We start from the raw sequence: 13,764 nt of genomic DNA, 5'->3' as shown, positions 1-13,764 counted from the left end.
TTACCTAGAGCGTCAGTAAAGGCCGCTCAAGTCTTCCGCCGGCTCCTTCTTCGGCGGCGGAGGCGTCGCCGGCGGGGGCGTTGTTCCCGCGGGGGTCTGGGAGCGGACCTCCTGCTCACGACGGATAACGTCGTAGTAGTTCTGCGGTCCTTCCGGCTGGGCCGGCGGCGGCGCTTCCTCGCGCAGCTGGCGCTCAGTGCCGGGGCGGAAGGCTTCCTCGATGCCGTTGACGGTGCGGAAGATGGCGTTCTTCGGCTTCACGAACGGCCGCGCAGGCCGCTCCTTCAGGGCGTCTTCCATGAAGTCGATGAAGATCGGCACGGCGGTCGAGGCCCCGGCTTCACCGCCGCCCAGCGATCGGTTGTCGTCGAAGCCCACGAAGACGCCGACGACGATGTCCGCCGAGAAGCCGACGAACCAGGCTGATCGGTATTCATTGGTGGTGCCCGTCTTGCCGCCGACCCACGGGCCCAGGCTGCGCGCCCGGGCGCCGGTGCCGCGCTGGATGGCGCCCTCCAGCATGGACGTCATCTGATAGGCGGTGATCGGGTCGATCACCTGAGTTCCGCGATCCTGAAGGCGCGGCGATTCCTGCCCGCTGAAGCCGCGGGCGCAGTCGCGACACTGGCGACGGTCGGCGCGGTGGATGGTCTGGCCGTTCCGGTCCTGCGCCAGTTCGATCAGATAGGGGTCGATCTTGCGTCCGCCGTTGACGAAGGCGGCATAGGCGGCGGTGATGCGGTAGGGCGTCGTCTCGCCTGCCCCCAGCGACATGGCCAGGTTGGGCGACATGTCGTCCACCACGCCCATCTTCTTCGACAGGTCGACGACGTTCTTCATGCCCACAGCCTGGGCCAGACGCACAGTCATGACGTTGCGCGACAGCTCCAGGCCGCGCCGCAGCGTCTGCGGACCATAGAACTGGCGGCTGTAGTTCTGAGGCGTCCAGGGTCGACCGCCGGGGCCGCCGGGGAAGCTGATCGGCGCATCCAGCACGATCGAAGCCGGGGTGAAGTCGCCTTCCAGCGCCGCTGCATAGACGAAGGGCTTGTAGGCCGAGCCCGGCTGGCGCCGCGCCTGGGTCGCGCGGTTGAAGCTGGACAGGGCGTAGGAATAGCCGCCGACCATCGCCAGGACACGGCCCGACTGCGGCTCGATGGCGACCAGGGCGCCGTTGACGGCGGGCACCTGCTTCAGGGCGAACTGGCCGCCCTGACGTTCGACGAAGATCAGGTCGCCGCGCTTCAGCGGACGGCGTCCGGCGTTGGACCAGGTGACATCGGCGGCGCGCAGCGCGCCCGCCTGATCGTCCTTGGCCGTGCGGACACGGATCGCGCCTCCGCTGACGCTTTCGACGGCGGCCGCCTGCCACGAACGACGCTCAGGCGGGGTCGTGCGCTTCTGGGCCTCGGCCTGCCAGCCCTCGGCGAAGTCGGTCGTGCCCCAGGCGCCGCGCCAGCCGTGGCGGCGGTCGTAATCCTCAAGCCCGCGCATCAGGGCGTCGCGCGCCGCCGACTGCAGTTGCGGATCAAGCGTCGTGCGCAGGTAATAGCCGCCGCGATTGACTTCTTCCTGACCGAACAGAGCGATGGCGCGACGGCGGGCCTCCTCCACGAAGAAGTCCGCGTCTGCGTATTCCGCCCGGCGCGGCGCCGCTCGGGTGTTCAGGGGGCGAGCCAGCGCGGTCTTCAGTTGCTCTTGCGACAGCCACTTGTTGTCGGCCATCTCGCCCAGCACCCAGTTGCGACGGCCCAGGGCGGCCTCGGGATAGCGCTTGGGGTGATAGTTGGTCGGCCCCTTGGGCAGAGCCGCGAGGAAGGCCGCCTCATCCGGCGTCAACTGGTCCAGCGACTTGCCGAAATAGTTGAAGGCCGCCGAGGCCACGCCATAGGAGCGATAGCCCAGGTAAATCTCGTTCAGATAGAGCTCGAGGATCTGCTCCTTGGTCAGCGTCGCCTCCAGGCGGCTGGAGAGGACGGCTTCCTTGAGCTTGCGGTTCAGGCTGGTCTCGCTGGTCAGCAGAACGTTTTTGGCCACCTGCTGGGTGATGGTCGATCCGCCCTCCAACCGCTTGCCGGACATGACGTTGAACACGTTTTTGAACATGGCCCGGCCGATGCCGGATACGTCGATGCCGCCGTGGCTGAAGAAGTTCTGATCCTCGGCCGCCAGGAAGGCGTGCACTACCGTCTGCGGCACCTGGTCATAGGTGACGTAGATGCGCCGCTCTTCCGAGAATTCGCCGATCAGGGTGCCGTCCCCGGCGTAGACGCGCGTGGCCGTCGCGGGACGGTAGTCGGCCAGTTCAGAGGCGTCCGGCATGTCGTGCAGGACCCAGGCGGCGTAGATGGCCACCACCACGCCGGCCAGGGCGATGGCGCCCAGCAGGGCCACGCCCGCCATGACGAACCAGCGTTCGGCTATCTTCACCACGAACTCCGCAAGACGCACCCCATCATCGCTCGTTTATCGCGCGTCGCGCGGCGCGCAAAGCGGAACCGCACTTATCCCTTGTCGCGCAGCAGGCGCGCCTTGTCCCGCTGCCAGTCGCGCTCGGCCGCCGTCTCGCGTTTGTCGTGCAGTTTCTTGCCCTTGGCCAGGGCGATTTCCAGCTTCGCCTTGCCCGCCTCATTCAGATAGAGGCGTACAGGGACGATGGTGCGCCCTTCGCGCTGGACGGCGCCGATCAGCTTGTCGATCTGCTTGCGGTGCAGCAGCAGCTTCCGGTGACGGCGCGGCTCATGATTGAAGCGGTTCGCCATCTTGTAGGGCGGGATGTCGGCGTTGATCAGCACCATCTCGCGCCCCTCGGGCGAGACGTAGCTCTCGGCGATATTGGCGCGGCCGTCGCGCAAAGCCTTGATCTCGGTGCCCCGCAGCTGGATCCCGGCCTCGATGTGATCTTCGAGGAAGTAGTCGAAGCGCGCGCGTCGATTCTCAGCGATGGTTTTCTGTTTGGGCGCGTCGGCGGCCATCAGGCGACTCCGGCGGCGGCCAGCGCCTCGTCGATGGCGGGCTTGACGCCCTCAGCCGTCAGCGACAGCGGCAGACGAACCTCTTCCGTGCACAGGCTCATCCTGGCCAAGGCGTATTTGGTCGGCGACGGCGAGTTGTCGAGGAACAGCGCCTTGTGCAGGCCAATCAGCCGTTCCTGCCACGAGCGGGCGGCGGCGAAATCGCCGGCCTGGATGGCATTGTGAAGCGCGACCATCGCCTCCGGCGCGACGTTCGAGGTCACCGAGATGACGCCGACGCCGCCGTGGGCCGCATAGCCCAGATAGCTGGAATCATCGCCCGACAGCAGGTCAAAGGCGCCGTTGATATTGGCGCGCATCCAGCTGGCCCGCGCCACATCGGCGCTGGCGTCCTTGATGCCAACGATGTTCGGATGCGCCGCCAGGGCCGCCACCGTCTCATTGGCCAGGTCCACGCCCGTACGCCCCGGCACGTTGTAGAGCAGGATCGGCAGTTGCACGGCGTCTGCAACCGCCTCGAAATGCGCCTGCATCCCGGCCTGCGACGGGCGGTTGTAATAGGGGGTGACGACCAGGGCGCCGTCGGCGCCGACCGTCTTGGCGAAACGGGTCAGTTCGATCGCCTTGTCGGTGGCGGATGAACCCGCGCCAGCGATGACGCGGATGCGACCAGCGGCGATGGCGACGCACTGTTCGACCACGCGCTTGTGCTCATCCAGATGCAGGGTAGCGCTCTCGCCCGTGGTGCCCATCGGCACGACGCCGTGAACCCCAGCGGCGATCTGGCGTTCCAACAGGCGCTCGAAAGCGGCCTCGTCCACGTTTCCGTCACGAAGAGGTGTGATCAGGGCGGTGATCACGCCCTTGAACAAGGGGGCGGTCATGGGAACAACATACCTGCGCGGAGAATGGGCGGCGGTCCGCCCGTCACTAATCGGCAAAGGGTAGGTTGCCCGCCGCCTGGCCGCAACCAAAGATGAATGAGGATCAGATATCTAATGATCGCGACGACCGTGGCCGCCGCCCTGGCGATACTGACTCCACCAGCTCAGGACGTCCTGAACAGCACCCCTGCCCCCTACTCCGCCAGCCAGGGCGGAATCATCAGCAGTCAGGACGCCGCCCTGGTGCAGCAGGGACTGACCGCCGCGCGAGCCCGCGATGTGGTCGGCACGCAGGCCATCATGGCCCGGATTTCGGACCCCTCGGCGCGCAAATTGGTGGAATGGGCGCTGGTCGACACCTCCGACAGGCAAATGTCCTACAGCGACCTGGCGCGGGCGCAGACCGACCTGGCGAACTGGCCGCGCGGCGAATCGCGCAGAGCAGCCGGCGAGCGAGCGCTGGACATGGCCGACCAGGCGCCGGACGCCGTCATCGCCTTCTTTAACGGAACCGCCCCGACCACGGCCCAGGGCGCCATCGCCCTGGCCGGCGCGCTGGAGCAGACCGGCCGCCGCCAGGAAGCCCAGGCGCTGATTCGCGACTGGTGGCGCACCCAGAGCTTTGAAGAGGCCCAGCAAAGCCGAATCTATTCGCGCTGGAGCGGCTGGCTGAGCAGCGACGATCATACAGCGCGGCTGAACATGCTTTTGCTGGGCCCGCACGGCCCGGCGACGCGAGCGATGGTCGCCCTGGTCCCGGCCGACCGTCAGACCATCGCCAATACGGCGATGGCGCTGCGCACCGCCTACGCCCCCGACGCCATCGTCGGCGGTCTGTCGCCCTCGCAGGCCAACGACCCGGCCGTGGTGCTGGAGCGGGTGCGCCTGCTGCGCTCGGCCGGGCGCCAGTCCGAGGCCTTCCCGCTGCTGTCAGCCTTGCCCGCCGCGCCGTCGCACTTGGACGGTCAGAACACCCTGTGGAGCGAACGCCGCAACTACTTCCTGGACGCCCTGCAACAGGGTAACGCCCGCGCCGCCTACGCCGCCATGAACGGCCACGGCTTCCCCTCGGGCGAGCGCAAGGTCGACGCCGAGTTCTTCGCCGGCTGGGTCGCCCTGACCAAGCTCAACGATCCGGCCACGGCGGCCCAGCATTTCGAGGTCCTGCGCAACGCCTCCTCGACCCCGATCACCCAGGGCCGCGCCCTGTACTGGCTGGGTCGGGCGGCCGAGGCGCGCGGCGACCGCGAGGGCGCCCAGCGCTGGTATCAGGCGGGGGCCGAGCACTGGCAGACCTTCTACGGCCAGTTGGCGGCGGAAAAAGCCGGGGCGACGACCCTGACGCTGCCGGGCGAGCCGGCGCCGTCGCCGGAAGACGTCAACCGCTTCGAGGGCAATGAAGTGGTGCGGGCGACCCGCATCCTGGGCCAGATCGGCGAGAAGACCCTGATGCGGGTCTTCGCCTATCATCTGGATGATACGCTGCCGTCGCCCTACGACCTGTCGCAGCTGTTCGACCTGATGCAGGGCTATGGCGACCAGTTCGGCTCGATGATGGTCGGTCGTGCCGCCAGCCAGCGCGGCTTCGTCATGCCCGAGCGGATGTATCCGATTCAGTTGCCGCAACAGGTTCCGGGCATGGCCCCGAATGAGTTCGCCCTGGCCATCACCCGTCAGGAATCCAGCTTTGATCCCCTGGTCCGTTCGCACGCCGATGCGCGCGGCATGATGCAGCTTCTGCCCGCGACGGCGCAGGGCGTGGCGCGCCGCATGGGCCGCTCGTTCAACTCAGAGCAGCTCTGGGACCCGGAGATCAACATGACCCTGGGCAGCTATCACCTGGGCGAACTGATGAACAACTTCGGCGGCTCGCCCCTGCTGGCCGCCGTCGGCTACAACGCCGGACCGGCCCGGCCGCCGCAGTGGACCGCCCGCTGCGGCGACCCGCGTCAGGCCCAGGTCGATCCCATCGACTTCATCGAGTGCGCCCCCTTCACCGAGACGCGCAACTACATGATGCGGGTGATGGAGAACATGCAGGTCTATCGCGCCCGCCTGAACGGCGGCTCTGCCCCGCTGACGCCCTCGGCGGACCTGGCTCGCGGCACGCCGCCGAACGCCGGACCGCGCGCCTATCAGCCGTGAGGTGACAGACGACGGGCCGCTAGCCACGGCCCGTCCAACGCCTCCAGCCAGACGGCGTCGAGGTTGAAGACGGTCTTCAGAATGCTGGGCGACAGAGCCTCTGTCGGCGCGCCTTCCGCCGTCGTCCGACCCTGATCCAGCACCACGACCCGATCGGCGAAACGCGCCGCCAGACTCAGGTCGTGCAGGCTGACCAGGACCCCGCGCCCTGCGTCTGCGCGGGCCCGCAGCCGCTCAAGCACCAGCAGTTGGGCGTCAGGATCCAGACCGGCGATCGGCTCATCGGCGACCAAGAGAGGCGCCGGAACCGTCAGGGCGCGGGCCAGAAGCACGCGTGCGCGTTCGCCGCCCGACATGTCGGCCACGCCGCGATCAACCAGATGGCCCACGCCGACCTCGTCCAGCGCCGCGCGGGCGCGCTCGAGAGCCGCCTCTCCGGTCAGGAAGGGCGCGCCCAGCGCCGCCACTTCGACTGCCGGCAGGTTCCAGGCGATGGAGCGGTCTTGCGGCAGATAGGCCGCGCGTTCGCCCCGCTGGCGTTCCGACAGGCGCCGGGCCTCGTGGTCGCCCAGACGAGCGGTCCCTTGCGTCAGCGGGGTCAGGCCAAGGGCCGCACGGACCGCCGTCGACTTGCCCGCCCCGTTCGGTCCGCACAGGGCGACGACTTCGCCTGGCCGGACAACGAAGGACGCGCCTTTCAGAATCTCGACCCCTCCGAGGCGCGCGTGAGCGTTCTCAAGCTCCAGCAGACCGCTCACAGCCGCCACTCCCGCGCCGCGCGCCAGGCGATCAGGGCGAACAGCGGCGCGCCGACCAGGGCGGTGAACACCCCCAGCTTCAGCTCCTGATCCGTCGGCAGCATCCGCGCCATAAGATCGGCCAGCACCAGCATCAGGCCGCCCGCCAGAGCCGAGGGCGCCAGCAACCGTCCCGGATCGCCGCGCACCGCCGCGCGCACCAGATGCGGAGCCGCCAGGCCGACGAAGCCGATGACCCCGGCGACGGCCACCGCCGCGCCTGCGGCCAGCGACGCCGCCGCCAAGGCCAGCACCCGCATCCGCCCCATCGACAAGCCGGAAGCCCGCGCCGCCTCCTCTCCCAGTGTCAGCATCCGCAGCCCCGGCGCGGCCGCTCGCGCAAGAAGAGCTGCGATCAGAAGCGCCGGCGCCACCCAGGCCACGTCGACCCAACTCCGGTTCTCAACCGAGCCCAGCAGCCAGTTCATCACCTCGGCTGAGGCGATCGGCGACGGCGACAGGTTGAAGATCAGGGCTGTCAGGGCGCCTGCGAAGCTGGACAGGGCCACCCCGAACAGGATCAGGGCCTCAGGCGCTCGCACCCGCGCAGCCAGGGCGATCAGCAGACCGCCGCCGACCGCCGCGCCGAACAGGGCCGCGCTTTCGACAGCGCCGGGTATAGCGGCCAACCCCAGCACAATGGCGGTCGCCGCGGCCAGGGCCGAGGTCGCAGACACCCCCAGCACCCCCGGCTCGGCCAGAGGATTGCGCAACAGCCCTTGCATGACCGCCCCGGCCAGGCCGAGCGCGGCGCCGACCAGCAGGGCGCAGACTGCGCGCGGCGCCCTGACCAGCCACAACACCTCGCCCGGCCCGGACGCCGGATCAGAAAGCGCCTCGGCGTATTGCCCCGCGCTGAAAGCGGTTTCTCCCAGGGTCACCGCCACGCCGAGCGCGGCGACCAGGGCCAAACCCAGGCCGATATTCAGTCTCGTCGCGCCGGTCATTTCGCCTGCTCCGCCAGCAGAACGGCCGCATCCGCCGCGAACCAGGCGGGACAGGTCAGGGCTGCGCCGGGCAGGCTGGCCGCGGTGCGTTCCGCCGTCGCGCGGCGCATGACCGGATGGCGCCCTGCGCCGCGCCAGTCCGACCGCGCCAGGTCGAAGAACCCCTTCACATAGAGCGCGGGCGGCGACAGCAGGACGCGTTCCAGCCCCAGCGGCTGGTAGCCGGGTTTCACTACGCCGTTGCGAAATCCGGCCGCGCGCAGGATCGCGTCCATCAGCGAGCCGGGCCCGCTGGTGAAACCGCCAGCGGTCACATAGACAGCCGCCCGCCCATGCCCGGCGCCCGACGCCCGGCTCAATTGCGTATCCATACGGCGGACCAAGGCCTCGCCGCGCTCGGGGCGGTCCAGGGCGGCCGCCACCTTGCGGATATTAGCCCTCACGCCGTCCATGTCCGTGGCGTCGTCGATGCCGACCGTGCGCGCGCCGCGCCGGTCCAGCGCGTTCAACAGCCGCGCGTCTCCGCCCCAGTAACGAACCACCACGTCCGGCTGAAACCCCGTCGCGGCCTCGAGCGTCGGCCGAACCAACCGCCGCCCCTTGGCCGCATTGCGCATCCATGCATCCGGATCGTCGGCGCGCGGCGACAAGGCCAGCTCTGCATCAGGCGCGAGGGCCAGGACGAACTGATCCGCGCACTGATCCAGCGCCATCACCCGCAACGGCCGCGCCTGTGCTGAGGTCGCCACGGTCGCGGTGATGAAGAGCGTCAGCCCGCAGAGCCGCCGCTTCACCGCGAGGTCAACCCATTGAACAGCACGTCCAGCTGGGTGCGGATCAGAACGTCCCGATCCGCCCAGTCGAAATAGGGTTTCGTGTTCAGCAGAGAGACAACGCCGTGAACGCTGGCCCATATGATTTGCGCCAGAACCCGAGCGTCTCCTCGGATGACGCCCTGTTCGACCGCCTCCTCCACCACTGACACCACCGCCGCGAAGAGCTCTCCACCCGCCTTTTGCGCAATCGTCTCGGCGCCGTGAGGCGTCTCGACCGGCGGGGTCAGATAGGCCAGGCGGTAAGCGTTCGGATGCTCAAGCCCGAACGCTACATAGCTCTCCGCGATACGGCGCAGGCGCGCCAGTGTAGGGGCAGTATCTTCCAGAATGTCGCGATTACGTTCCGCCAACCCTTCGAAGGTGTTGCGGCAGATTTCGTTGAGGATTTCGCCCTTGTCAGCGAAGTGCATGTAGAGCGCCGTCGAGGACAGGCCCACCTCATCGGCGATCTTCCGGATGGTGGCGCCCTCGTAGCCGCTCTCGACAAAGATACGCTCCGCCGCCGCCAGGATCTCGGCGCGGCGTTCGTGCCCCTCTCCCTTGGCCTTGCGGTTCGATCGCGACGCAGTAGTCGTTGAGACCGGCAATCAAATGGCTCCCTGAACGAGGGACCTGAGTCCCGACGCGAGGTTAACTCGACCGGCCCCTCTAGCCAAACCCAAGCTTTGGGATATCAATGATATTAACATTGGTAAAACTAGGGGGCTTGAGTGGCGGGTTCTGAACAGCGATCGGCTGGGACGGCGCGCATCACCCTGACGCGTTCACAGGCTATAGCCATCGCCGTCTTCTCGGCCTTCAGTCTGGCGGGCGCATGTCTTCTTCCAAGCCTCGCCTCCTTCTACCTGATGTCGGCCCAGGTCGGCTTTCTAGCGCTCGCGATATGGCGCCTGAGTTTGATCATGGTTCAGGCCGAGGCGCCCCGTCAAAATCCGCCCGCCAGTTGGTCGCACGATGAATGGCCGCATTACACCATCGTGGCCGCCCTCTATCACGAGGCGCAGATACTGCCTCATCTGGTCGAGCGACTTGATGAGATCGATTACCCCAGAGACCGTCTGCAGGGCTTCCTCGCGCTGGAAGCCGACGATCACGCCACTATCGCCGCCGCGTCGCGGCTGAGCCTGCCGGACTGGTTGAGCGTTCTGGTGGTGCCGCCCGGCGCGCCGAAAACCAAGCCGCGCGCCCTGAACTACGCCCTGGCTCGCGCAACTGGCGACTTCCTGACGATCTATGACGCCGAAGACGATCCCGATCCGCTGCAGTTGAAAGAAGCGGCGATGAAGTTTCGCGCGGAGGGCGAAGGCCTGGCCTGCGTTCAGGCTCCCTTACGCATCCGCAGTCGCCAGAAGAACAGCCCTCACCCCCTGCTCGATCGCCAGTTCGCCGCCGAATACGCCGCCCTGTTCGAGATCACCCTGCCCGCCATGGCTCGCCTTGGCCTGCCTTTTCCGCTGGGCGGCACAAGCAATCATTTCCGCGTTTCGGCGCTGAAGGCGCTGGGCGGATGGGATGCCTGGAATGTGACTGAAGACGCCGATCTGGGCTTCAGGATCTGGCGCTCGGGGCTTCGGCTAGGCGTCATCAGCCGCCCCACCTATGAGACGCCGCCCGGTCCGGTGCGTCTATGGCTGCCGCAGCGTACGCGCTGGCTGAAAGGCTATCTGCAGACGCTGGCCGTGCATACGCGCTGGACCGAGGGCATGGGCTGGCGCGGATGGGCGGCGCTGACCCTGACCATCGGCGCGGGCCTGGGGTCAGCCGCGGTTCACGCCGGCTGCATGGCCTGGGTCGCCGTGGTCTGCCTGATGTCGGCTATGGACAGGCAATTGCCGTCGCTTTCAGTGCTGGGATGGGCGGTGTTGATCGGTGGCGTGGCCGCCGCCTGGATCACCAAACACCGCGGCGCACGGATCGCCGGGACGCCCTACGGCCCGATCGATATGGCGGCCTCGCTTCCCTATTGGTTCCTGCTGAGCCTCGCCTTCATGCACGCCGCTGTCCGGTTGACGCTGGAACCGCACCGCTGGGACAAGACCCCGCATCAGGACGATGTCGAGCCGCTCATCGTTCCTGCCCCCTATCCCGACGCTGGACGAGCGGCCGCCTGAGCGCCTATCAGCGCGCATGGCTCCGGTTCTTTCCTCCGCTCCCGAAACCCTCGTCACGTACGGGTGGTCAGACTACGCCCTTCTGGACAGCGGCGACGGCCGCAAGCTGGAGCGTTACGGCCGCTACACCGTCGTGCGCCCGGAGCCCCAGTGCTTCTGGAAAGCCCATGACGAGGCCGCATTCGGGCGGGCCAACGCCATGTTCGACCCGCAGCAGGAGGAAGAGGACTCCGGTCGCTGGCGCTTCGACCAGCACGGGCCGATCGACGCCTTTCCGCTGAAGTGGCGCGACGTGCGTTTCATGGGACGGTTCACCCCGTTCCGGCACCTGGCCTTCTTCCCTGAGCAGGCGGCCAATTGGGAATGGCTGGACGCCCGCGTGCGCACCCTGAAACAGCCCAAGATTCTGAACCTGTTCGGCTACACCGGCGTGGCCAGCCTGGCCTGTTCGGCGGCGGGCGCCCACGTGACCCACGTCGACGCCTCCAAGAAGTCGGTGACTTACGCTCGCGAGAACGCGGAACTGTCGGGCCTGGCCGACCGCCCGATCCGCTGGATCGTCGAGGACGCCCGCAAATTCGTGGCGCGCGAGGTCCGGCGCGGCAGCAAATATGACGGCATCATCCTGGACCCTCCCAAATACGGACGCGGCGCCAACGGTGAGGTCTGGCGTCTGTTCGAGGACATGCCAGAACTGCTCAAGGACTGCGCCTCCCTGCTGTCGGACGACGCCTCCTTCCTGCTGCTGAACGCCTATGCAGCGCGGATTTCCGGCTTGTCGCTGGCGCACATGATGGCCGAGGCCACGCACGATCGCGGCGGCCGCATCGACTGGGGCGAACTGGCGCTGTCCGAAGACGGCGAGAGCGCCCGCGCCATCGGCCTGAGCTTCTTCGCGCGGTGGAGCGCCTGATGACCGAACGCCTCATCACCTCCCTGACCAACGACACGATCAAGGCCGTCCGCGCCCTGCACATGCGCAAGGAGCGCGAGGCGACCGGGCGCTTTCTGGCCGAGGGGCTGAAGTTCATCGGCGAGGCGCTGGATCAGGGCCGCGCCCCGGTCATGCTGCTGGTCGGCCAGGACGCCCGGCCGCACCCCCTGTTGGACCGCGCCAAGGCCGAGACTTTGAAGGCCGGCGGTCAGATCATCGTCGTCACCCACGCCATCCTCGAGAAGATCAGCCGTCGCGATAATCCGCAGACCGTGCTGGGCGTTTTCGAGCAGGTCTATACGCCGCTGGACGCCATCCAGCCCGACGCCAAGCCCTGCTGGGTGGCGCTGGAGCAGGTGCGCGATCCGGGCAACCTCGGCACCATCATCCGCACGGCGGACTCGGCCGGATGCGGCGGGGTCATCCTGATCGGCGACTGCGTCGATCCCTTCTCGGTCGAGGCGGTGCGCGCGACGATGGGCTCGGTCTTCGCCGTCACCATCAGCAAGGCGACGCGCGAGGAATTCCTGGCGTGGCGCGCCTCTTGGCCGGGGAGCGTGATGGGCACTCGGCTGGACGCCACGCACGGCTATCGCGACAGCCCGTTGCGCCATCCGGCCCTGATCATGATGGGTAACGAACAGGCGGGCCTGACCGACGAACTGGCCGCCGCCTGCGATCTGAACGTCAAGATCCCCATGCGCGGCCGGGCCGACAGCCTGAACCTGGCCGTCGCCACGGGGGTGATGGTCTATGCCGTAACCGACGCGGCCTACGGCTCCAGCCTCTAGGCCTCGCCTTCAGTGCGGATGCGGCCCATGCCGATCAACGCCAACACCGTCAGCAAGGCCGCGACCGTCAGATAGGCGCCGACGGCTTGAAGCCCGTAATGGCCCGCCAGCCAGGTCGCGGCGTAGGGCGCCAGCGAGGCGCCGAGGATGCCCGCCAGGTTGAAGGTCATCGACGCGCCCGTATAGCGCACCGTCGTCGGGAACGGCCGCGCCAGCGCCGCACCCAGCGGGCCGTAGGTGCAGCCCATCAGGCTGAAACCGATGATGAAAAAGGCCACGACGCCGACCATCCCGCCGCTGCCGAACAGAGGCGCCAGCACAAGACCGAACAGGGCGATGGCGACGGAGGTCGCCAACAGCGTCCGCCCCTGCCCCCATTTGTCCGCCGCCAGCGCCGCCAGCGGAATGAACAGGCCGAAGAAGCAGACGCCCAGAAGCTGGATCGGCAGGAACTGCTCGCGCGTATAGCCCATGGCCGTCGTCCCCCAGCCCAGGGCGAAGACGGTCATCAGATAAAAGAGGACGAAAGTCGCCAGCCCGGCCAGCGTCCCGGTCAGCAAGGCGAACTTGTGGTGCGCCACGAGGGTCAGGGCGGGCGCCTGGACCCGTTCGGCCCGGTCGATGGCGCGCTCGAACTCAGGCGTCTCGGTGATCTTCAGCCGCATCCACAGGCCGACGATGACCAGCAGGGCGCTGGCGATGAAGGGGACGCGCCAGCCCCAGGCCATGAACTCACCCTCGCTCATCACCTGGCCCAGCACGATAAAGCTGAGAGTAGATAAAATGAACCCGATGGGCGCGCCCAGCTGAGGGAACATCCCGAACCAGGCCTTCCTTCCCGGCGGTGCGTTTTCGGTCGCCAGCAGCACGGCTCCGCCCCACTCGCCGCCAAGGCCAAGGCCCTGTCCGAACCGGCACAGGGCCAGCAGCAACGGCGCGACCACGCCGACGGAATGGTAGGTGGGCAGCAGGCCGATGGCGATGGTGGACAACCCCATCGTCATCAGCGCCGCCACCAGCGTCGCCTTGCGTCCCACCCGATCGCCGAAATGGCCGAAGACCACGGCTCCGATCGGTCGGGCGAAGAAGGCGATGGAGAAGGTGGCGAACGAGGCCAGCATGGCCGTCATCCGGTCGCCGCCGGGGAAGAACAGGTCCGGAAAGACCAGCACCGCCGCCGTGGCGTAGATGTAGAAGTCGTAGAACTCGATCGTCGTGCCGATCAGGCTGGCGAACAGAACGCGCCGCTTTGAGGCGGGAGGTGGTGAAACAGCGGCGTCGGTCACGCGAAATCCTTACGGTTTACGCACGATCATTGCGGCGCAGCGCCTCTGCACGTCAAGC

12 protein-coding genes are annotated in these 13,764 nt (G+C 67.8%); 4 read left to right on the top strand and 8 right to left on the bottom strand.

Translation table 11 applies throughout. The features are described from left to right. Positions 1 to 12: 12 nt before the first annotated feature. The 3 genes from H9656_RS02830 to dapA form a co-directional block, all read right to left on the bottom strand. Entirely contained in the window at positions 13 to 2,403 is a 2,391-nt protein-coding gene (locus tag H9656_RS02830; RefSeq protein WP_191743725.1) for a penicillin-binding protein 1A, read from the bottom strand. 101 nt (positions 2,404 to 2,504) lie between these two features. Next, a complete protein-coding gene (gene smpB, locus H9656_RS02825) occupies positions 2,505 to 2,975 on the bottom strand; it encodes an SsrA-binding protein SmpB (protein ID WP_191742745.1) in 471 nt (156 codons plus the stop codon). Further along, complete coding sequence (dapA, locus tag H9656_RS02820) at positions 2,975 to 3,859, bottom strand: 4-hydroxy-tetrahydrodipicolinate synthase (protein WP_191742744.1); 885 nt, start codon at positions 3,857 to 3,859, stop codon at positions 2,975 to 2,977. Before dapA ends, smpB begins: the two co-directional genes overlap by 1 nt. Positions 3,860 to 3,973: 114 nt before the next feature. Between dapA and H9656_RS02815 the strand changes: the two genes are divergently transcribed. Then, on the top strand, positions 3,974 to 6,004 hold the full coding sequence (locus H9656_RS02815) for a lytic transglycosylase domain-containing protein (RefSeq protein ID WP_225212198.1): 2,031 nt from the start codon (positions 3,974 to 3,976) through the stop codon (positions 6,002 to 6,004). Here H9656_RS02815 and H9656_RS02810 read toward each other — a convergent pair. Genes H9656_RS02810 through H9656_RS02795 form a run of 4 tightly spaced genes read right to left on the bottom strand, consistent with a single transcriptional unit; the run spans position 5,995 to position 9,171 of the window. Continuing rightward, complete coding sequence (locus tag H9656_RS02810) at positions 5,995 to 6,762, bottom strand: ABC transporter ATP-binding protein (RefSeq protein WP_191742742.1); 768 nt, start codon at positions 6,760 to 6,762, stop codon at positions 5,995 to 5,997. The two genes, H9656_RS02815 and H9656_RS02810, sit on opposite strands and share 10 nt — an antisense overlap. Further along, a complete protein-coding gene (locus H9656_RS02805; protein WP_191742741.1) occupies positions 6,759 to 7,748 on the bottom strand; it encodes a FecCD family ABC transporter permease in 990 nt (329 codons plus the stop codon). Before H9656_RS02805 ends, H9656_RS02810 begins: the two co-directional genes overlap by 4 nt. Beyond that, positions 7,745 to 8,542: an ABC transporter substrate-binding protein gene (locus H9656_RS02800; protein WP_191743807.1), complete on the bottom strand. Its 798-nt coding sequence runs from the start codon at positions 8,540 to 8,542 to the stop codon at positions 7,745 to 7,747. Before H9656_RS02800 ends, H9656_RS02805 begins: the two co-directional genes overlap by 4 nt. Continuing rightward, complete coding sequence (locus H9656_RS02795; protein WP_191742740.1) at positions 8,539 to 9,171, bottom strand: TetR/AcrR family transcriptional regulator; 633 nt, start codon at positions 9,169 to 9,171, stop codon at positions 8,539 to 8,541. The genes H9656_RS02800 and H9656_RS02795 overlap by 4 nt, the downstream gene beginning before the upstream one ends. A 123-nt stretch (positions 9,172 to 9,294) precedes the next feature. Between H9656_RS02795 and H9656_RS02790 the strand changes: the two genes are divergently transcribed. From H9656_RS02790 to H9656_RS02780, 3 genes are read left to right on the top strand one after another with little or no spacing between them, the layout of a single operon-like run. Further along, positions 9,295 to 10,695, top strand: a complete 1,401-nt coding sequence (locus H9656_RS02790) for a glycosyltransferase family 2 protein (protein ID WP_191742739.1) — start codon at positions 9,295 to 9,297, stop codon at positions 10,693 to 10,695. Positions 10,696 to 10,711: 16 nt separating this feature from the next. Further along, the gene (locus H9656_RS02785; protein ID WP_191742738.1) at positions 10,712 to 11,608 is read left to right on the top strand and encodes a class I SAM-dependent methyltransferase; all 897 of its coding nucleotides are present in this window, start codon (positions 10,712 to 10,714) and stop codon (positions 11,606 to 11,608) included. Next, positions 11,608 to 12,420 carry a TrmH family RNA methyltransferase gene (locus H9656_RS02780; RefSeq protein ID WP_191742737.1) on the top strand — a complete coding sequence of 271 codons (813 nt, stop codon included), beginning with the start codon at positions 11,608 to 11,610 and terminating at the stop codon, positions 12,418 to 12,420. Before H9656_RS02785 ends, H9656_RS02780 begins: the two co-directional genes overlap by 1 nt. Here the strand turns inward: H9656_RS02780 and H9656_RS02775 are convergent. Continuing rightward, entirely contained in the window at positions 12,417 to 13,706 is a 1,290-nt protein-coding gene (locus H9656_RS02775; RefSeq protein WP_191742736.1) for an MFS transporter, read from the bottom strand. The genes H9656_RS02780 and H9656_RS02775 overlap by 4 nt on opposite strands. Between the last annotated feature and the right edge of the window lie 58 nt (positions 13,707 to 13,764).

The organism is Brevundimonas guildfordensis (genome assembly GCF_014836405.1).
Classification (GTDB): domain Bacteria; phylum Pseudomonadota; class Alphaproteobacteria; order Caulobacterales; family Caulobacteraceae; genus Brevundimonas; species Brevundimonas guildfordensis.
This window is presented reverse-complemented; position numbering and strand designations above follow the sequence as displayed.

What these genes read in the sequence shown, in the direction of transcription:
- H9656_RS02830 (WP_191743725.1), bottom strand. Translation starts at nt 2,403, where the DNA reads ATGGCGGGCGTGGCCCTGCTGGGCGCCATCGCCCTGGCCGGCGTGGTG.
- smpB (WP_191742745.1), bottom strand. Translation starts at nt 2,975, where the DNA reads ATGGCCGCCGACGCGCCCAAACAGAAAACCATCGCTGAGAATCGACGC.
- dapA (WP_191742744.1), bottom strand. Translation starts at nt 3,859, where the DNA reads ATGACCGCCCCCTTGTTCAAGGGCGTGATCACCGCCCTGATCACACCT.
- H9656_RS02815 (WP_225212198.1), top strand. Translation starts at nt 3,974, where the DNA reads ATGATCGCGACGACCGTGGCCGCCGCCCTGGCGATACTGACTCCACCA.
- H9656_RS02805 (WP_191742741.1), bottom strand. Translation starts at nt 7,748, where the DNA reads ATGACCGGCGCGACGAGACTGAATATCGGCCTGGGTTTGGCCCTGGTC.
- H9656_RS02785 (WP_191742738.1), top strand. Translation starts at nt 10,712, where the DNA reads ATGGCTCCGGTTCTTTCCTCCGCTCCCGAAACCCTCGTCACGTACGGG.
- H9656_RS02780 (WP_191742737.1), top strand. Translation starts at nt 11,608, where the DNA reads ATGACCGAACGCCTCATCACCTCCCTGACCAACGACACGATCAAGGCC.